The sequence below is a fragment of the Streptomyces sp. DvalAA-43 genome (assembly GCF_900091725.1).
Lineage (GTDB): Bacteria > Actinomycetota > Actinomycetes > Streptomycetales > Streptomycetaceae > Streptomyces > Streptomyces pulveraceus.
This window is the reverse complement of record NZ_FMBW01000004.1, coordinates 39,087-57,208: the sequence shown is the minus strand read 5'-3', so window position 1 is coordinate 57,208 and position 18,122 is coordinate 39,087. Positions and strand designations below refer to the sequence as shown.

Genomic DNA, 18,122 nt, shown 5'->3' with positions numbered 1-18,122 from the left:
CTGGAAGCCCACTGGAGATCTTGGAATCGCGCCCGGCCCAGGCAGGTTTGCCCCCGTCAACATTTAGGGGCGAAGCGGTTGAGTCAGGCGGTCAGAACGAGATCTTCATCGGACTTCCAGGTCCACAGCAACGAGGTGCCCGGTACCGAGCCGAAACCGGCTTCCGCGCCGCCCTGGACACCGTGTTCCGCGCCACCGACCGTACCCGCCAACCCAAGGAGACCTGTGACCATCCTCAGCCCCACCGCGCGGCGCGCCTCCGCCGCGAGCCTCACCCTCGCCGCCTGCTTCATCACTTCCCCCGCCCTGGCCTCGGCTTCGGAGGCCCCCGCCAAGAACGGCACCGGAGCCGGGCTCGACCAGTACTACCGGCAACACCTCGGCTGGGGCAGCTGCGTCACGGGCCCGGTCGACACCATGGGCCGTGATCTGGACAAGGCCGGTGTGCAGTGCGCGGACGTCACCGTGCCGCTCGACTACGCCCACCCCGCAGGGCGCACGATCACCCTCGCGGTATCCCGGTTCAAGGCCACTGACACCCACCACCGCATCGGATCGATCCTGCTCAACAACGGCGGGCCAGGCGGGCCTTCAGTCCAGTCGCCGCCGGACGTCCGCAAGGCGATGAAGGACGTCGGCGCACGCTACGACATCGTCGGCTTCGACCCACGCTTCGTCGGCCGCAGCACCCCACTGGACTGCGGCTGGCCCGTCGGCACGTCCTGGTTCTCGGGCGGCACCAGCCGGGCAGGCTTCGACCGCCAGGTCGCCCTGCAGAAGAGCCTTGCCAAGAAGTGCCGCACCCGTGACGCCTCCGTGCTGCCGTACATCAGTACCCGTAACACGGCCCGTGACATGGATGTCGTCCGCGGCGCGCTCGGCGAGCGGAAGATCTCCTACCTCGGCTACTCGTACGGCACCTACTTGGGCACGGTTTACACCCAGATGTTCCCCGGCCGCTACGACCGCGTCGTGCTCGACGGCGCGGTCGCCCCCGCCGACTACGGCCCCCGCCTGACGAAGGGCACCGAGCGCGCGAGCGAGAAGGCGCTGTCCGCCTGGGCCGCGTGGACGGCGGACCACGACGCCGAGTACGGCCTCGGCCGCACCCGCGCCCACGTGCTCACCACCGTCGACCGCGTTCTCAAGGCGTCCGCCGGCGGCCCGCTGACCGTCGGCACCGGCTCGGACACCTTCCGGATCGACGACACCCAGGTGCCGGTCCTCCTCTACTCCAGCATCGGGGACGACACCGATCCGACCCGGGCGTTCCTCGCCCAGCAGTTGGCCGTGCTGAGCAGGGCCGCACGGGGCACAGCGCCGACACCGCTCTCGCCGGAGTTCTCCGCGACGCTCCGGTACCTACTGCACGGCGCGGCCGAACCGTCGGGAGTCCAGGCCGCGGTCCTTTGCGGGGACGTGGCCGTCCCGCGCGACCCCGAGGTCTACTGGCGCGACATCGAACGCAGCCGGGCCGCGCACCCGGTGTTCGGACCAATGACCAACAACATCGGCCCGTGCGCCTTCTGGCACCGCCCCCGCGAGGAACCCACCCAGGTCCGTCGCGATGCCCCGGTACTGATCGTGGCAGCCACCGGCGACCCCCGCACCACCTACAAGAGCAGCGTGACCCTGCACGGGCAACTGCCCGGCTCCAAGCTGCTCACCCTCAAGGGCGCCGACCGGCACGCCCTCTTCGGCCGCTACGGCAACGCCTGCGTGGACGACGAGGTCAACCAGTACCTGGCTACCGGCAAACTGCCGACGAAGAATCAGACTTGCGTCAAGTGCCCCGCTGAGGCGTCTTCGTCGGATCTGATGACGACGAAGGCGTTGTCCGCGCCGATGGGGGCGTCGATCGGCATCGGCACCGCGGCGATCACTGGTGCAGCCGCCGCACTGACCGTCGCTGGTGGCGGCACCGCCGTCGCAGTACGCCGCCGCAAGACCCGCCGCGCCGCCTGAGCGGAACCGGCGCAACCGAAGGCCGGCATCCCCTCGGCGGGGTGCCGCCCTTCGCCGGCGTCTGGCCCACCGTCATCCGCCCCCACCCCCCGAACCACTCCCGCAGCATCCGGACCTCGGCGTCGGCCAGCACTCCGAACCGGCCAGGGAGCACTGCGACCACTGAACCGTTCCGGGTGTGATCGAGGCTCGGTGTCCTGCGACGCGCCGGCGGCGACTGGACGACCGCCGGTATCACGCACCCAGGTCCGCAGCGTCCCGGGCTGACGTCCGGATCAGCCGCGACGTCCTTGAACGTCCGCCTGCCGGCCGAAGCCCGGCTTGCTTGGAGCAGGTCCGGTCGTCGGCGGGCAGCCGGCCGGTGGCCAGGTACTGGTTGACCTCGTTGTCGACGCAGGCGTTCTCGTACAGTCCGTAGATCGCGTGCCGGTTCGCACCCTTGAGGGTGATCAGCTTGGAGCTCGGCAGCAGACCGCGCAGGGCAACGGCACCCTTGTGGGCGGTGCGCGTGTCGCCGGTGGCGGACACGATCAGCGCCTTGGTGTCGTGCTTCACCCGGGTGGGCTTCTCGCGGGGCCGGTCCCAGAAGGCGCACGGGCCGATGTTGTTGGCCAGCGCGCCGAAGCGCGGGTACGCGGAGCGGCTGCGCTCGATGGCCCGCCAGTAGACCTCGGGATCGCGCGGGGCCGCCACGTCCCCGCAGATGACCGCGGACTGCACACTGCCGTGGTGTGACTGCTCGCCGGTCAGCGCGAACCGCAGCAGCCCGGCGAACTGCGGTGACAGCCGGGTCGGCTGCCCGGCCGCGGCCTCGTTCAGCACGGACACCTGCTCGCCGAGGGCCGCGCGGGACGCGTCCGTGTCGCTGTCGAGGCCGGCGAGCAGGAGGAACGGGGTCTGAGTGTCGTCAAGTTGGAAGGCGTCCGGGGCGCTGCCGACGGTCAGCGGTGCGCGCGCGGATGCCCTGATGACGCGGTCGATGGTGGCGAGAACCTGGGCGCGGGTGCGGCCGAGGCCGTAGGAGTCATTGCGGGCGGCAGCCCAAGAGGCCCAGTCGGCGAGCGCCTGCTCGTTCTCACCGACGGCCTCCCGGAGCAGCCGGGGGCCGAACTTGCGTGGGTCGATGGCGCCGTCCAGGACCATGCGGTCGGTGCGGCCGGGGAACATCTGGCTGTAGACGGTGCCCAGGTAGGTGCCGTACGAGTAGCCGAAGTAGGAGATCTTCTTCTCGTCGAGCGCGCCGCGGATGACGTCCAGGTCGCGGGCCGTGTTGCGGGTGGTGACGTGCGGCAGCACGGGGGCGTTGGTGGCCCGGCACTTGTCGGCCAGGTCCTTCTGGAGGGCGACCTGGCGCTCGAAGCTCGCCCGGCTGTGACCGGCCGAGAAGAGATTGGTGCCGACGGGCAGACCGCAGTCCAGCGGGGTGCTGCGGCCGACGAAGCGCGGGTCGAAGCCGACGATGTCGTAACGCGGGCCAACCTCCTTCATCCACGCGTGGAATTCCGGCGGGGATTCGAGGGCGGTGCCGCCGGGGCCGCCGTTGTTGAGCAGGATCGATCCGATGCGGTGGCGGGTGTCAGCGGCCTTGAGCCTGGATACCGCGACGGCGATCGTACGGCCCCGGGGGTCGGCGTAGTCGAGCGGCACAGTGACGTCCGCGCACTGCACGCCGGCCTTGTCCAGATCACGGCCCATGGTGTCGCCCGAGCTCTTGGCGCAGCTGCCCCAGCCCAGGCGCTGATCGTAATAACGGTCGAGCCGGGCTTCGGACTTCGACATGGTGGGGGCGGGCGCGGCCGTGGCGGAGGGGGCCGGGCCGAGGCAGGCGACGAGGGCGAGGCCCACCGCGGAGGTGCGGCGCACGGCGGGGCTGGAGGTGATCACGAAGCCTTCTTGGGGTGCTGGGTGTTGTGGTCGGAAGTGACAGTCGTATGTGCCGCGCCCGCCGTGGGTACGGCAACCGCCACCACGCCCGATGGGACAGCCGACACCGCTGCAGACCGGGCCGGTCGGTGCCTGTCAAAAGCGGATCTCTTCGCCCTGTTCCGTATATGTCTCACACCGTAGAAGCTATGCGCAGCGGTAGCCCCCACTCACTACGGCTGTCCCCCCGATCCCGGTGAGGCCTTCCCCAGCAACGGTTCGTCCACGGCTCTGCATTGAGACCATGACAACAGCCCAACACCCCGGCGAGACTGATCCTTTGGAGTGGACACCCTGGCAATGGATCTTGATGACCAGGGGGAGGTCCAGGTGGGACGCGAGTCTCCGTATCCGGAGGAGTTCAGGAAGGAAGTCGTCGCGCTCTACCGCGCCGCGGGCGGCAAGCGCACATACGCGGCGGACCTCGGCATCACCGCCACGTATGTGCGCACGTGGGTCCGCAAGGAAAACGAGTCGCAGGCACTGCCCGAGCACCGCGAGGCCGGCGGGAGTCCGGCTGGGGAACTGGCAGGGTTGCGGGCGGAGAACACCCGGCTGCTGAAGGCGGAGAAAGGCAGTGGCAGCCGGAGCGCGAGATCCGGCGCCGGGCAGCCACCTGTTTCACCCGGGAGGTGAAGTGAGCCCCTGCCGCTGGGACTTCATCTCCGAGAATCGCGCCGACACGCTGCAGACGCCGTGGTGGCAGAAGACCATGGCGGCCTTGTCCAGGCCCGTCGTGTGCGTTCGGAGGATCCGTACCTCCGGGTTGTCGTCACCGGCCCTTACCGCGAGATGGCTGCTCTCTCACCGAGTGTCGAGGACGGGTACGAAGACGGTGCCGGGCCACGCGTAGTACCGTGCGAAGGAACGCAGACCAGAGCCTGCCGACCGCCCGGTGACGACGCCGGTCAGTACCTCCTGCGGCCGTGTGGTTGAACGTCCCGAAGCCCGCGTGGCATGAGCGATCACAACCGTTCCGTAGAACGCCACCGATGGATCCGGGTCACGGGCGCGGGAAGCGGGCGCGCATGGCGTCTATGCAGGTGTCCCGGGACGTGGGCCCACCGAACCGAAGGCGGTCATAGGCCGTGAACGCCGGTTCCAGCGCGTCGAGTTCATCGACCAGTACGTGCAGTCGCTCAGACCATTGCGCTGAACCGGCACCCGGCTCGTTCTGTGAGGCACTGATCGCGGTCGTCAGGTAGTCCTTGCGCTGAATGGCGGCCGGGGTCACCGAGTGCAGACACACGTACTGCCCGCTGAGGTACGCATTCCACTCCGCCTTCCCGGTGACCGGGTCGGCCCAGTGAGCGGTAAACCACGCTTCGAGCAGCTCTACGCCGCCGGCTTCGTCGGCGAGAGCGAACAGGTCGGTCGGTACCATCTCAGTACCGTCGGAGCGCAGATATCCCGGAACCGGCAGACGTTGTCCCAGCATCAGCAGACGGACCGCATCGACATCGCGGCCATGGTCTGCGCACAGTCTCTCCAGGGCAACGAACTGCGCGCTGACATATGCGTCATCGGCATCGGTCATCGGATGGTCGCCGTTGACCTCGCGGAACCGCTCGCCGAGCTGCTGTTTTGGGTTTGTCTCCGACATCGGTCGCCTCCGGCATCTATCAGCGCGGGCATCTCCCGCACAGAACCCGGCACGCTACCGGCCGGATGGTTCGGCACTCACCGAACCATCGATGGAATCACGACAGTACGAGGGCACCTCGCCCTCACCTCTGCCCATCGATCCACCAGATTGTTCGAGGCGGGACACTCCTCGAATGACAGCCGTGAGCAGGGACAGCCAGCTGACCGCCCATCCGGCACGCCAGGCATGGTCCAGCCGCCGATGCCGGGCGAGTCTCTCCTGGGTGTCGATGACGAGGTTGGTGGTCATCACGTTGATCGGTTCGTCGGCTTCCCGTAGGCGGGCATAGATCAGTTCGTCCGCGTCTCGGATTCGGCGGGGCGCGTCGTCGTCGGAGTTCCGTGTCACGGGCGGGTCAGCGGGCGAAACGCTTCGGTCAGGCGAACGCTGTAGCCGTCCCCTTCCATCAGCACGACGGTGACGCCGAACGGGTCGGGGTGGTCCAGCTCGATCGGGATGAAGGAGAAGTTCACCGCGGCCTGGATCGGCGGCACCAGTTCGCCACCGGGCTGCGGTGCGGGGCCGGTCTCCAGTCCGGGGCGATCGACGCCCATCCCTCGGGACTACGGGAGAGGAGCTGCTCGTCGTGGAGGAACTGGTGCAGCACGTGCGCGTCGCGGCTGGCGAGCACCATGTTCATGCACGGCGCCGGGCCGACGACGGGCAGCTCGCAAGCGGTGGCGACATCGTGGGATTCCCAGGCGAGCACGACCTCGTCCGCACCGGCCGCAACGGCGATGTTCGCGAGCTCAGCGATCCCGGCGAGCGCGTCCTCGCCGACCTTTATCGGGCGAACCCGGATCAGCCCGACCGGCTCGCCGCGCACCAGAGGCAGGCTGACCGGACGCGGCACGATCCCCCCACCCAGCCCCGTGGCCTACGCATCCTTCATCACGCCGACCAGCGCGTCCCACATTCGTGCTTCCACGGAAGCCCCCTCCGTCTGCCGATCCGATCACCGCACCCTGCCACGGGGGTTGGGGCCGTGTCAGCGAGGTGATTAGCCGGCTCCCGAAGATGTGCGCCCGGGACGGCGAAGCGCGGTCCACGGCCGCCGACACAGTGACCAGCGTCGGCGCGCCGCCTACCGCCAGGTGCGCCGCCAGAACGTCGCACGCCATCTCCTGCGCCGCCTGAACGCCGACGGCGGGACGCGGGTGGAGATCCATCCGCTGAACGAGTCGCAGGTGCCGCGCCCGCTCCAGCGGATGGTGGAGTACCGCACGATGAACGTCCGCCGCTGGGACCGTTCGTCGCGGCCTGGGAATCCGGCGACCGCCAGGCCTGGACGACGCCTGGGACGATGTCATCGTCGACCTCGGATCCCAGTACGAGTACGTCACCAGCATCGGCTTCGCCGCCCAGAGCGCCCCTCTTCGCCTGTGGGATCTCAAGCTCGGCTGCACAATCTCACCGCCCGCTTCATATCGACTGCACTCGCCGTGTTCCTCGACGAAGTCGTCCACCGCGCACGGCACATCGAACCGGCCGGCGAGCCCCGCCGCAACGACTCCCACCTTGTCCGGGGCTACGCGCCCCTGCCCGTCTCACTCTCCGCGCGCGGATCACGGGTGAGCTATCCTGCGCGCATGCGCGGACAGTTCACCGGCTGGCCGGAGCAGGCCATCGACGTGTTGTTGCAGCTCCAGGGCGAACCGGCCCACGCGACCCGCGAGCGCTACCGCGCGGACCGCGAACGTCTGGTCCGACAGCCGATGATCGCCCTGCTCAACGAGGTCGCGGACACCGACCCCCGGTACGAGGATTTTTCCGTCTGGCACTACCGCACCGACTCCTGGTGGTGGCAGCATCAGGGCGCGGTGATCCGGCTCGGCCGCAAGATCGAGATCGGTCTCCGGTTCTCGCTGGACGGCCTGCGAATCCAGGGCGCCTGGTGGTACCCCGATCCTGGCCAGGTGGATATGTTCCGCAAAGCCGTGGCCTCCGAGCGGAGCGGCCGTGAGCTGTCCGCCATCGTCGAGGATGTGCGGAAGAAGGGCTACGACATCTCCGGGGACGTGATGAAACGCCCGCCGCGTGGCTATCCGGCGGACCACCCCCGTACGAACCTGCTGCGCCATCGTTCGCTGATCGCAGCCCGTCCGCTCGGCTGCGAGGAGTGGCTGCACACCCCCGAGGCGGTCGACCGGGTCCTCTCGGCCGCCGCAGACCTGGACGCCCTGTTGATGTGGCTGGTCTGCCACGTGAAGCGCGCCGCCTGACACCACGAGGACACCGCGCGGCACGAGAGGAACCACACCCGTGCCGCCGCGCCGACACCCCGCTGCAAGCGAACCCGGCGGCCGGGGCGGTTCTGGGACTCGCTGGTGTTCGACGGGATCGACGAGATGGACGTCGAGGCGGTGACGGCCGCGTTCGGCACGGTCGAGGAGGTGGCGAGAGGCCGCGCGGTCGTGGCCGCATGTCCGGGCTGCGGCTGCTTTCCGGGCCGGGTCCACGACCGTTTCCAGCGCAGACTGAAGGACCTTCCGCTCGCTGAGCAGGGCTTTGTGATCCGGCTGGCGGTCCGGCGCTTCATCAGTGGATCGGCGGACTGCCCGCGCCGGACATTCGTCGAGCCGTTCTCCCGGTTGGCCGCCCCGCACGCACGGTTCGGTCGGCTCAACCACGCCCTGGAGTGAGTGGGGCTCGCACTGGCCGGGCGGGCCGGTGCTCGGCTGGCTGCCGAGAATGCTCCCGTCACCTACGCCACGGCCCGTGCCCACATCGCCACCTTGCGCGGGGCTCCGTCCCGGGCGCCGCCCCGGTCGCCGACCGGCCGGCTCACTCATCCCCCCAAGGCCCTGACCGAGGAGGACCGCTCCAGCCTGGAAAGACGTTCTGACCCGCTGCCCCGAACTGGCCACGGTTTCCGGACACGTCCGCGCGACAGCGTTGGCCTGTCACTGGTCAGCTCTTTCGAGGTCAGAGTTCGGTCGTCCAGACCCCGACAGGGTGCTCACTCGGCCTCAGCCACACCTGCCTCAGCGCGACTTGGTGACCGTCGACAACGTCAGGATGCCTCTGGCCGTCAGCCAGTACAGCGTCTGCGGCTGACTTCGCTCCGAGCCTGTTGAGCATGTGATGCATGGCATGGACATCAAGTCCGAACATGGTGAGTTCAGGTGCGCCGTGAGTGTGTGAGAGGCCGATCGTGTAGGCGAATCCAGGACGGATCTCGTCCTCGGGAACCATCACGACGTGCCATCCGTGCTGCTGCACATCCTCGATGATCGTCAGATCCGCGCGGTCCGCATCGTCTCGGTCACTGTAGTCATGGCAGAGAACACAGCGGCACTGGATCGGATCATCAGTCATGTGCGGAGGCTATGAGGTGAGCAGACGAGTTGGGCAGCCGGGATCCGTAGCCACCCGTTCAATCGAACGGCATCGTCGGTCCGGGAGCGTCGGCCGGGAGCGGAGGAGGAGTCTTGGCTGCGATCGAGGGGCGGGACCCGGCGACCACGAAGTGGCGGCGTGAGGTCGCCGCGGGGATGATTCGTTTCGCGGGGTTCATGGCCGCCGGCACCCTGGCCGTGGCCGGAGGTCCGGGCTGGGGCCGGGGTTCAGGCCCGCTACCGGGGTGTCTGCAGTTTGTGGATCATGGGCGCCGATGCGTGTTGTTGTCGGCACGTGCCTCTGCCCGTGGCTGCGGGCGAGGGGGGCAGGGGTGTGGTGCCGCGGTCGGTCAGCAGGTGTTGCGCGGCCTTGGTTCCGGATGGAGAGGCCGGGTAGCAGAAGGCCTCAGACTGCGACGGAGAGCAGGTCCACCACGAAGACGAGTGTCGAGCCCGCAGGGATCAACAGCGAGGGTGACTGGTTGCCGTAGCCGAGGCGCGGGGGAACGATGATCTCGCGCCGACCGCCGACCCTCATCCCTCTGATCCCGCGGTCCCAGCCCTTGATGACCTTGCCACCGCCCACGGCGAACTTGAACGGCTGGCCCCGGTCCCAGGAGGTGTCGAATTCCTTTCCGGACTCGAAGGTGACCCCGACGTAGTGAACCTGGACAACCCTGCCCGGCTTCGCCTCGAGCCCGTCCCCGACGACGAAGTCGCGGATTGTCAGCTCGGTGGGAGCGTCATCCCCCGGAAGGTCGATCTCGGGCTTCGTCAGTTCACTCATTGCAGCCTCATTCGCTCGTCGCCGGGAGCCCTCGTACAGACCAGCCAGGCGCGTGGTCACTCTATGCAGTAGATCATCATGCTGCCGTGAACGCTGATCTCCTGGAGCACATCGAGCCCGACGGAGCACGATGCTCAGCGTGACCGGCCGTGCTGTACGTACGCCGCGCCCGTACTCGACGATGGCGAGGCCCTGCTCCCCGCGTCCGCGGGGATGACCCCTGGGCATCGCCTGGTGGCGAGTGGCCCGCTGCGCAAAAGGCCCTTCGGCCTGCGTTGATGACGGTCGTGGACTCGCTCCGAGGAGCGCCCGCGGCCCGTAACACTGCCCGTGCCGCGGGCGCTTCCACCAGGGCGCGCAGAGCGGGCCGTTGGGCGAGCTCGGACTGCTTGGGCCAGCGCCCGCGTGTAGGCGGTCGCATCAGCGGACGCAGCTCGGTAGAGGTTCCGGCCGCCGTTGCGGGCGATCTCGCGGGAGACGGTCGAAGGGGATCTGCCCAGCCGCTTGGCCAACTGCCGAGCAGAATCTCCGGCCGCGATGCCGCGGGATATCTCCTCGCGCTCACTGCCGGTCAGGTGCCGCTCAGAGCGCCGCTGCGGGGTGAGGCGGATGCCGCCACTCTGGTACAGAAACTGGCGGACGTGGTGCATCGGCGGCGTCAGCGCTCCTTCGGAGGCTGCTTACTCGCCAGGAGGTCGAGGAGTTGCTTCGTGGCTGCTCCGATCTGACCGTCGAAGGGATCCATGGTTATCCGCTCCAAGACCTCGATGAAGATGTCCCTTTGGACCGAGCGGCTTCCTCTGATGAGCCGAAGATCAACGGGTGAAGGATTTCACCGATCGCGGCCGAGGCTTCGGATGTGCCGAGAGTGCCGGTCAGCCCCTCTCGAAACACCTTCTCGACGATGAGCTCCTCGGCCAGACGGGTCGCTTCGAGGGCCTGCGCCGGGGCCACGGTGGCGATCGCACTGGCCGGTCTCCTGCACATCGCCGTTCGCCGGTAGCTCTGCACCCGTGATCTTGACGAGGCCACGGACAAGCTCGCTGGCTCATGTGTACTTGATGTGGAGTGGGTGTTACGAAACCAGCGATGGACGCCGTGCGACAGGCAGGACCGGCTGATCCTCGACGGTTCGCTCCGCCCGATTGATCTCGATCTCGGCCCAGACGGCGTCGAGAGACAGGCCGAGGGTGTCGGCGATCGCTGCGATGGTCGGGAAGGCGGGGGTGGCCACACGGCCGGATTCGATCTTCCGCGAGGTTTCCGGCGAGATGCGCGAAGCGAGCGCCACGTCCAGCATCGAGCGGCAGCCCCGGGCTCGGCGGAGCAGCGCGCCAAGGCGCTGTCCGCGTTCTACCTCGGCGGGGGTGAGCGGCAACCTGACCATGACCCCATTCTAATACCGGTACAGTTAGACCGGGATAGTTATTGGATACACATGAGAGGTCCCCCCATGATTGAGATCCTGGACTCCGCGCGGCTTGAGCGGGCGAGGGACACCGGCGCTCTGGTCGGAGACATCCTGCACACACTGAAGCAGCGCAGCACGGTCGGGACGAACCTGCTGGACATCGACCAGTGGGCCAAAGAGATGATCACCGAGGCGGGAGCGCAGTCCTGCTACGTCGACTACGCACCTTCCTTCGGGCGCGGCCCGTTCGGGCACTACATCTGCACGGCCGTCAACGACGGAGTGCTCCACGGGCGGCCTCACAACTACACGCTGGCAGACGGGGATCTGCTGACTCTCGACCTCGCTGTAGCCAGGGGCGGGGTGGCCGCGGACGCCGCGATCAGCTTTCTGGTGGGCAAAGCCAGGCCGGCGGAGAGCGTTGCGATGATCGAGACGACCGAACGTGCACTCGCCGCCGGCATCGCCGCCGCCAAGCCTGGGGCGCGCATCGGTGATCTCTCCCACGCCATCGGCACGGTTCTCAGTGAGGCGGGCTACCCGATCAACACCGAGTTCGGAGGCCACGGCATCGGCTCGACCATGCACCAGGACCCCCACATCGCGAACACCGGACGGCCGCGCCGCGGATACAAGCTGCGCCCCGGACTGCTGCTCGCCCTGGAGCCCTGGGTCATGGACGACACTGCCACACTCGTCACCGACGCCGACGGTTGGACGCTGCGCAGCGCGACAGGCTGCCGGACCGCGCACAGCGAGCACACCATCGCCATCACTGACAACGGAGCCGAAATTCTCACCCTGCCCACGCAGGCACGACCATAACGAGCTGGTGCGTGATTGCGTTGGAGACGTGAGGGGCCTGAGCTGGGGTTTTGTGTCAGCCGGTGGTGTTGCGGTCGGAGACGGGGCCGGCGATGGCCCGGTAGGTGACGGGCAGGGTCTCCCTGCGGTGGGTCCAGCGGACCAGTTGCTTCCAGCGTTTGTGATCGGCGAGGGCGTGTTCGACGGCAATGCGCTTCGAGGAGTGCCGGTGTCGGGCCCGTAGGCGGGCTTCGAGGGCCTCGAGCGGGCTGATCTTGTTTCCCTTCCTGGGTGGGGTCACCGCCTGGCCGGGATGATCGCGGCGGAGCCCGAGGTAGCCGTCGTCCAGGAGGACCTCCACGTCGGAGAAGTGCCGGAAACAGGTACCGATGCCTTCGTTGCGTGCGGCGGTCGCGTCGCGCGTCCGCCCTGGCCGCAGGGCGTCGGTCCAGAGGGTGCGGCCCTGGTGGTCGGCGACGACGGTGGCCTTCATCGTGTTCTGTTTCTCCTTGCCCGAGACGAACGCACGGCGCCCGCCGCGGCCGGCCGGGGGCCGTGCGTTCCTGGACCTCGGTGGCGTCCGACCGCGGCTCGATGCCCTCGGCCTGGGCGTATGCGAACACATCCGCCAGGGTCCGCAGCCGCAGGCCGGGCCGGTCCGGGACCGCGCATCCCCGCTCGGCCAGCAGCCCTCGTATCTCGCCGATCGCACGGGCGACGGTGGAGCGGTCAACGCCGAACAACAGCCCCAACGCCGCATGCGGCAAATCGTGCCGCAGGTGAATCAGCGTGGCCACGAGCCGGCCGACGAACACCAGCCGATGCCGGGCACCGGCTCCTGCCTCGCGCTTCCTGGCCCCGCCACGAGCTTCGTGACGACGCGCCTCGACCACGGCCTGCCAGGTCCCGCCAACTCCTCGACCAGGGAGGCGAGATGTCCCCGGGAGACCCCTGTCAACACCTGATGCGCGAGAACCGTCCGACTGAGCGTGATCGCCTCATTCGGATCGTGCCACCCACCAGCAAGAACACATCACCCCCTACCACGCACCAGCTCGTAAGGGTTCGCAGAGAATCAACATGCTGACTTGATCTCCGTGGGGCTGCTGCTGGTAATGAACGCGGTGACGTCGGCGGGTGTGCGGAACCTGGCTGTTGAGGGTGGGATGGTGTGGCCGTGCTTGGTGAGGAGGGGCTTGACTTGCTGAACGGCCCTAGTGATGGTGCTGCCGTTGACTCCAAAAAGTTGGGCGATCAGGTCTCGGGTTCCGAGTTTGCGCAGGTAGAGCACGGTGGCCAGGACTCTGTCGGCGATGGTCAGCTTGTCCTTGGCGCCGGCGCCGCGAGCCCGGATGCGGTCTCCTCCTCGCTGCCGGGACCGCCCGTGTTCACGTAGCTCATCAAGCTCCTGGGACAGCTGGTCGACGAGTGCGTCCAGCATCGGCTCGGTCATGCTGGTCAGTTCCGGATTGCGCAGACCACCGGCGCGGGACTGCGAGGGCAGGCCCTCGGCTGGCCGAGGGTCTTCGGCCGCGCCGACTGCGTCGCGGTGTTGTGGGCGGAGGGTGTAGTTCCAGTCGCCGTGGAAGCGGTGCCGGTGCATGGGCAAGGCGTCGATGTCGGTATCGGAGACCTTGATGCCGGTGTCGTAGGTGCCCGGGTCGAGTTCTGCGTGGCCTCTCAGCCCGGCGTGGGGGTGGTTGCCTTGATGCTGTTCACGATGACGTCGTGGCTGGTCAGAGGCCTGCCTCGCCAGTTCATGGAGATGTGGGAGAACAGCCGATGCTCGATCTTGTTCCAGTGTGTCCTGAATGCAGAGGGGAATTCGATGTAGGAAGAACTTCTTGAAGCAGTGCTGCGTGACCGATGAAGGATTGGCCCTTCGAAGTCGCCCTGCGAGGGGAGGCTTCAAACCGCCTCATGCTGCGTTAGCCGAAGACTGTCGTGGTGAGCGATGAGGAAAAGGCGCCAAGAGGCGTCAGGTGGGGTCAGGGAGACGAACGCAAGTGAATCGTTGCTGACGTGTCGAAAAGATTCCGACGACATCAAAACCGGCAAGCTTGGAACCGTCCCGGGATAAGCCTGGCGGGAGCCCGCCGACTGGCCAGGCGGTGTCCGGCATGGAGACGACGTGAACCTGATCTGCCGCGGTCATGTGGAACAGGAGAAGGCGCGTACCGATACAGCCCGTCCTGGTAGGGGCGGGCGAGAGGGAGCACCCCGAGCGGTTGTGCCATGAAGGGGCGGAGTACCGATGCGGAACGCGCTGGCGGACCGGCTCGTAGTAGTGAAGAAGCCCCTGTAACGGGGGTGGAGCGAAGGGGCCGGGTCGTTCGTGACTGTGTTGATCGCATCAACCGGGCGGTGTCCGGGAGGAGTTCGGTGGACCAGTTGAAGTCGCAGACCAAGCCGTTTGAGATCTCAAAGTGGGAAGTCAAAGAAGCATGGGAGGAAGTGAGGGCTAACAGGGGGGCACCGGGAGTGGACGGACAGAGCATCGCCGACTTCGAGAAGGACCTGAAGAACAACCTTTACAAGGTCTGGACGCGCTGGATTGAGCAGCGGTCGACGGACCTGGCCTATCCGGGCCACCGTCACGATGGTGGGGGTCGATATCCGCCGCTACGTCGGCCGTCACAGGGCTCACGTCCCGGCGGCGGCGGGGGCGCGGTCTGCTGTGAAGCTTCCCGAACGATCTCGTCACTCGGATCCGCGGCTCCCTCGAGGCCGATCCGGCCGACATCCTCGCCGCTCTCGACGAGCTGCTGGCCAAGCAGCTGCAACCCCTGCGAGGGGCCGGCGATGCCGCCGCCCCGGCCGCGTGGGCACGTTCCCGTGTGTCTGGCTGCACCGAGAGGTGTACGTCAGCCACACATCACGTGATGTGACATAAGTCACCCTGCCGCATTGGAGGTGTCATGTGTTTATCTGCAGCTGTCCAACATTTGGAGGTTTGTATGGAGGAGTTGAGAGAGCCGCGCCGTGCCGCGACCCTGGCCGCCCAGGCCGCTGATCAACTACGGGAGCAGATCGCCTCCGGCCGCTGGCCGGTCGGTAGTCGCGTACCTTCCGAACACGAGTTGGTCGCGATTCTCGGAATCAGTCGCAACACCGTGCGAGAGGCCCTACGTGCTTTGGTGCATCTGGGCCTGCTGGAAGCCCGTGCCGGAGACGGCACCTACGTCCGGGTCGCCAGCGAGCTGGAGGCAGTGCTGGTACGCAGGGCGGCAACGGCACATCTGTCCGATGTCTTCGAGCTGCGCGCGGTATTGGAGGAGCACGCTGCGGGGCTGGCCGCGCAGCGTCGGACGAGCGCAGACGTGAAGCGATTGCGCGAGCTGCTGCACACGGCGCAGGAGACCAACTGTGCCGGTGAGATGACCGCGTTGGCCGACGTCGATGGCTCATTCCACCTGGCGGTGGTGGAAGCCGGCGGGAACGGGTTGCTTGCCGAGGTCTACAAGCACTTGGGGAGCGCGCTGGCCACAGCGGTCGCCGGGCTGACCTGGAGCAGGGATATCGCCGCCGAACACGACCACTGGCACACCACCCTCGTAGAGGCCATTGCGGCGGGAGACGCGGTGACTGCCCGCTCCGCCGCCTCCACGCTCGTGCGGATCAGCCGTCGCGCCGCACTGGGGCAAGAAGGGGTGCATGAGCGTGACTGCTCCGAAAGGCGCTGACGCTCCCCGGGCCGAATCCGACGGTCACCGGGGCGGAGCGCCTCACGTGGGGTTGCTCCTGGTCGGGATCTTGCTTGTCGCGGCGAATCTTCGGGCGCCGCTGACAGGTGTCGGCTCGGTGCTGCCGATGATCGAACACGACACCGGCTTGTCCAGCACCGCGGCAGGACTGCTCAACGCTCTGCCACTACTGGCTTTCGCGGCCACGTCACCGCTGGTGGGCAGGAGTGCGCAGCGGCACGGAACCGAGCGTGTCCTGTGGATCGCTTTGCTGGTGCTGACGGCCGGCATTGTGCTGCGCTCGCTACCAGGCGTGGCGACCTTGTTCGCCGGCACCGTGGTCATGGCAGCAGCGATCGCCTACGGCAACGTGCTGCTGCCCTCGCTGGTCAAGAGCACTGTTCCCGAACGGCGGATCGCCGCAGTCACCGGGCTCTACGTCACTGTCATGGGGTTGATAGCCGCGGTCTCCTCCGGGGTGTCCGTGCCCCTGGCTGACCACCTTCCCGGAGGATGGCATACCTCGTTGGGCTGCTGGGCGGTGCTGGCGCTACTCGGGGTCCTGGCCTGGGCACCGCAACTGGCCCGTCGCCGGCCCGTAACAACCACCGCCCCCGGAGCGGGGCAGGCGCATACCCTGTGGCGTTACCCACTGGCCTGGCAGGTCAGTGCGTTCATGGGACTGCAGTCCCTCGGCTTTTACACCACGATCGCGTGGTTGCCCAGCATCGTGCACGACCACGGCGCCTCCGAAGGCGCCGCCGGCTGGCAGCTGTTCCTGCTCCAGGTGACCGGTCTGGTCTCCAGCAGTACTGTGCCGATACTCGCCCGACAACTCACGGACCAACGGCTGCTGGCCGTCAGCGGTTCATTGATGTGCGCCACCGGATACCTGGGGCTGCTCGTGGCCCCCGAGATGGCGACCGCGTGGAGTGCGCTGATCGGCCTTGGCGGCGGCGCCTGCCTGGTGTTGGCGCTGACGTTCCAAGGCCAGCGTGCGGCCGACGCGTCCCAGGCCGCCGCGCTGTCCGGTATGGCCCAAAGCGTCGGCTACCTCCTAGCCGCCGTTGGGCCCCTGCTGTTCGGCTCAGCCCACGACCTCGCCGGTGGGTGGACTGTCCCGCTCGGCTTGCTTGTCGCGCTGACCCTGGTTCAGGGCCTCTTCGGCCTTGGAGCTGGTCGCGCCGTCCGCCTCCCGCAATCAACGACTGCCCAGCTGGCACCGGAAAGGATTCGATCCTCATGAACGGAACGACCTGCTTCAGTTACTTGGACACTCCCATGGCAGCACCGCTGTCCATCACCGAACTGATGCCCGGCGCCTATAACGTCATGGAGTACACCGCCGTTGCCGCCGGCGAACAGGTGCTGATCCTGACGGAGAACTCGGTGGACCCTGTGGTGGTGCAGGCACTGGCGGCAGCAGCCGCCTATCGCAACGCCGAGGTGCACGTTCTGGCCGTTCCCCCGTTCAGCGCGGGTGGCTGGGACTCCGAGCGGCCATCACCCATGCTGTCGGCCATCCACGCCGAGGCTGATGTGGTGCTCTCCTGCACATGGTGGGGTGAGGTGCACAGCGACCGTTTGTTCTTCGACGAGGTTGCCAAGCGCAAGGCCCGGTTCCTCTCACTGCACCAGACCGCGACCGCATCGGCTCTGGCCACCGGTGCCCGCTTCCCGCTGGAGCTGTATTTCGCCTTGGAAGCCAAGGCGACCGCACGACTCGCCGCAGCGAGCGAGATCCGGGTAACCACTGCTGCAGGCACCGATGTGACCTTCCGTGACTTCGCCACCAGCGGCCATCACGCTCCTCTCATCGCTGGAATGTGGCGGCCCTTCCCTTACGGCGGCGTCAACTTCTACCCCAACCGCACCGACGGACTGCTGGTCATCGAGGAGTCCACGGTCACCGGCACACCGGCCGATCCCACCACGATCGAACTCACCAACAACGTGGTAACAGCGATCGAGGGCGCGACCGCCGCCACCGAGCTACGTCACTATTCACCAAGGGGCTACTACCTGCGGCACGCCCTGATCGGACTCAACCCGAAAGTGCGCTCAAGCGGTGGCACCCAGTTCGAACGGGAGAAGCACGCCGGTGCGTTCTACCTTGGCCTGGACGCCCTGACCGAGGAAGGGGAGCCCGACCGCAGCGGGCCAGGACACGCCCACTGCGACTGCCAGTTCGACAAGCCGACCATCACCATTGACGGCACACCCTTCATTGAAGACGGCCGCCTCCGCCTTCTCGAAGATCCCGAAATCCGCGAACTGGCTGCATTGTTCGGTCCCGCGGATGTACTCCTCGATTCCAATCCCCGAATGGTGCTGCCTGCCAGGTACACACGGTATTAACTGACACCCTGCGGTAGCCCCAGGGCATTGTGCGTGGCTACCGATGCTGAACTGTCTGGGCCACTCCGTGGCCCAGACAGTGGAAGCACGGAGTGCTTCAATAGCCCACCCTGTCGCGTAATTTATGCACCGCTTCCGAAGGTGTTATCCGGCCTCAGGTGGTGCGCGCTGAGCTTGTTCTTATGGTCTGAGCCGCCTGACAGCGTGC

General features: G+C 67.5%; 15 protein-coding genes and 4 pseudogenes. 9 read left to right on the top strand and 10 right to left on the bottom strand.

Going from position 1 to position 18,122, the window contains the following annotated elements:
• Window positions 1–225 precede the first annotated feature (225 nt).
• The gene (locus GA0115234_RS01145) at window positions 226–1,965 is read left to right on the top strand and encodes an alpha/beta hydrolase (protein ID WP_093538933.1); all 1,740 of its coding nucleotides are present in this window, start codon (window positions 226–228) and stop codon (window positions 1,963–1,965) included.
• 234 nt (window positions 1,966–2,199) lie between these two features.
• Here GA0115234_RS01145 and GA0115234_RS01140 read toward each other — a convergent pair whose 3' ends face one another.
• Window positions 2,200–3,849 carry an alpha/beta fold hydrolase gene (locus tag GA0115234_RS01140; protein ID WP_093538932.1) on the bottom strand — a complete coding sequence of 550 codons (1,650 nt, stop codon included), beginning with the start codon at window positions 3,847–3,849 and terminating at the stop codon, window positions 2,200–2,202.
• Window positions 3,850–4,218: 369 nt separating this feature from the next.
• Between GA0115234_RS01140 and GA0115234_RS01135 the strand changes: the two are divergent.
• Window positions 4,219–4,570 (top strand): annotated as a pseudogene (locus GA0115234_RS01135) (transposase); the annotation flags it as partial.
• Between the two features lie 321 nt (window positions 4,571–4,891).
• Here the strand turns inward: GA0115234_RS01135 and GA0115234_RS01125 are convergent.
• The 3 genes from GA0115234_RS01125 to GA0115234_RS43005 form a co-directional block, all read right to left on the bottom strand.
• Window positions 4,892–5,491, bottom strand: a complete 600-nt coding sequence (locus tag GA0115234_RS01125; RefSeq protein WP_093538930.1) for a DUF6058 family natural product biosynthesis protein — start codon at window positions 5,489–5,491, stop codon at window positions 4,892–4,894.
• Between the two features lie 386 nt (window positions 5,492–5,877).
• A complete protein-coding gene (locus GA0115234_RS43010; protein ID WP_237540980.1) occupies window positions 5,878–6,027 on the bottom strand; it encodes a hypothetical protein in 150 nt (49 codons plus the stop codon).
• Window positions 6,003–6,359 carry a hypothetical protein gene (locus tag GA0115234_RS43005; protein WP_237540979.1) on the bottom strand — a complete coding sequence of 119 codons (357 nt, stop codon included), beginning with the start codon at window positions 6,357–6,359 and terminating at the stop codon, window positions 6,003–6,005. Before GA0115234_RS43005 ends, GA0115234_RS43010 begins: the two co-directional genes overlap by 25 nt.
• Window positions 6,360–6,612: 253 nt before the next feature.
• On the opposite strand from GA0115234_RS43005, the pseudogene GA0115234_RS43000 reads away from it, so the two are divergent.
• The 3 genes and pseudogenes from GA0115234_RS43000 to GA0115234_RS01100 form a co-directional block, all read left to right on the top strand.
• Window positions 6,613–6,895 (top strand): annotated as a pseudogene (locus GA0115234_RS43000) (transcriptional regulator); the annotation flags it as partial.
• A gap of 227 nt (window positions 6,896–7,122) precedes the next feature.
• Window positions 7,123–7,755: a DUF2461 family protein gene (locus GA0115234_RS01105; RefSeq protein WP_176729035.1), complete on the top strand. Its 633-nt coding sequence runs from the start codon at window positions 7,123–7,125 to the stop codon at window positions 7,753–7,755.
• A gap of 105 nt (window positions 7,756–7,860) precedes the next feature.
• Window positions 7,861–8,175 (top strand): transposase family protein, encoded by a 315-nt coding sequence (locus tag GA0115234_RS01100; protein ID WP_256088525.1) that lies wholly within the window; start codon window positions 7,861–7,863, stop codon window positions 8,173–8,175.
• 283 nt (window positions 8,176–8,458) lie between these two features.
• Here GA0115234_RS01100 and GA0115234_RS01095 read toward each other — a convergent pair whose 3' ends face one another.
• The 4 genes from GA0115234_RS01095 to GA0115234_RS01080 form a co-directional block, all read right to left on the bottom strand.
• Complete coding sequence (locus GA0115234_RS01095) at window positions 8,459–8,851, bottom strand: DUF4262 domain-containing protein (RefSeq protein WP_093538928.1); 393 nt, start codon at window positions 8,849–8,851, stop codon at window positions 8,459–8,461.
• A 426-nt stretch (window positions 8,852–9,277) separates the two neighbouring features.
• Window positions 9,278–9,658 carry an FKBP-type peptidyl-prolyl cis-trans isomerase gene (locus tag GA0115234_RS01090; RefSeq protein ID WP_093538927.1) on the bottom strand — a complete coding sequence of 127 codons (381 nt, stop codon included), beginning with the start codon at window positions 9,656–9,658 and terminating at the stop codon, window positions 9,278–9,280.
• Between the two features lie 134 nt (window positions 9,659–9,792).
• Window positions 9,793–10,308 carry a helix-turn-helix domain-containing protein gene (locus GA0115234_RS42995; protein ID WP_237540978.1) on the bottom strand — a complete coding sequence of 172 codons (516 nt, stop codon included), beginning with the start codon at window positions 10,306–10,308 and terminating at the stop codon, window positions 9,793–9,795.
• 425 nt (window positions 10,309–10,733) lie between these two features.
• Window positions 10,734–11,045: a helix-turn-helix domain-containing protein gene (locus GA0115234_RS01080; RefSeq protein ID WP_093538926.1), complete on the bottom strand. Its 312-nt coding sequence runs from the start codon at window positions 11,043–11,045 to the stop codon at window positions 10,734–10,736.
• A 66-nt stretch (window positions 11,046–11,111) separates the two neighbouring features.
• Between GA0115234_RS01080 and map the strand changes: the two genes are divergently transcribed.
• On the top strand, window positions 11,112–11,894 hold the full coding sequence (gene map, locus GA0115234_RS01075) for a type I methionyl aminopeptidase (RefSeq protein ID WP_093538925.1): 783 nt from the start codon (window positions 11,112–11,114) through the stop codon (window positions 11,892–11,894).
• Between the two features lie 55 nt (window positions 11,895–11,949).
• Here the strand turns inward: map and GA0115234_RS01070 are convergent.
• Window positions 11,950–12,867, bottom strand: a pseudogene (locus GA0115234_RS01070) (transposase family protein).
• An 81-nt stretch (window positions 12,868–12,948) separates the two neighbouring features.
• Window positions 12,949–13,673, bottom strand: a pseudogene (locus tag GA0115234_RS01065) (transposase family protein); the annotation flags it as partial.
• A 1,157-nt stretch (window positions 13,674–14,830) separates the two neighbouring features.
• Here GA0115234_RS01065 and GA0115234_RS01055 point away from each other — a divergent pair.
• Genes GA0115234_RS01055 through GA0115234_RS01045 form a run of 3 tightly spaced genes read left to right on the top strand, consistent with a single transcriptional unit; the run spans window position 14,831 to window position 17,914 of the window.
• Entirely contained in the window at window positions 14,831–15,556 is a 726-nt protein-coding gene (locus GA0115234_RS01055; protein ID WP_093538923.1) for a FadR/GntR family transcriptional regulator, read from the top strand.
• 46 nt (window positions 15,557–15,602) lie between these two features.
• Window positions 15,603–16,802 (top strand): CynX/NimT family MFS transporter, encoded by a 1,200-nt coding sequence (locus GA0115234_RS01050; protein WP_256088524.1) that lies wholly within the window; start codon window positions 15,603–15,605, stop codon window positions 16,800–16,802.
• Window positions 16,799–17,914: a hypothetical protein gene (locus GA0115234_RS01045; RefSeq protein ID WP_093538921.1), complete on the top strand. Its 1,116-nt coding sequence runs from the start codon at window positions 16,799–16,801 to the stop codon at window positions 17,912–17,914. Before GA0115234_RS01050 ends, GA0115234_RS01045 begins: the two co-directional genes overlap by 4 nt.
• Window positions 17,915–18,122 lie beyond the last annotated feature (208 nt).

Coding starts and splice junctions, on each gene's coding strand:
- GA0115234_RS01125 (WP_093538930.1), bottom strand. CDS start 5,491: ATGTCGGAGACAAACCCAAAACAGCAGCTCGGCGAGCGGTTCCGCGAG.
- GA0115234_RS01080 (WP_093538926.1), bottom strand. CDS start 11,045: ATGGTCAGGTTGCCGCTCACCCCCGCCGAGGTAGAACGCGGACAGCGC.
- map (WP_093538925.1), top strand. CDS start 11,112: ATGATTGAGATCCTGGACTCCGCGCGGCTTGAGCGGGCGAGGGACACC.
- GA0115234_RS01095 (WP_093538928.1), bottom strand. CDS start 8,851: ATGACTGATGATCCGATCCAGTGCCGCTGTGTTCTCTGCCATGACTAC.
- GA0115234_RS42995 (WP_237540978.1), bottom strand. CDS start 10,308: ATGCACCACGTCCGCCAGTTTCTGTACCAGAGTGGCGGCATCCGCCTC.
- GA0115234_RS01105 (WP_176729035.1), top strand. CDS start 7,123: ATGCGCGGACAGTTCACCGGCTGGCCGGAGCAGGCCATCGACGTGTTG.
- GA0115234_RS01045 (WP_093538921.1), top strand. CDS start 16,799: ATGAACGGAACGACCTGCTTCAGTTACTTGGACACTCCCATGGCAGCA.
- GA0115234_RS01090 (WP_093538927.1), bottom strand. CDS start 9,658: ATGAGTGAACTGACGAAGCCCGAGATCGACCTTCCGGGGGATGACGCT.
- GA0115234_RS01055 (WP_093538923.1), top strand. CDS start 14,831: ATGGAGGAGTTGAGAGAGCCGCGCCGTGCCGCGACCCTGGCCGCCCAG.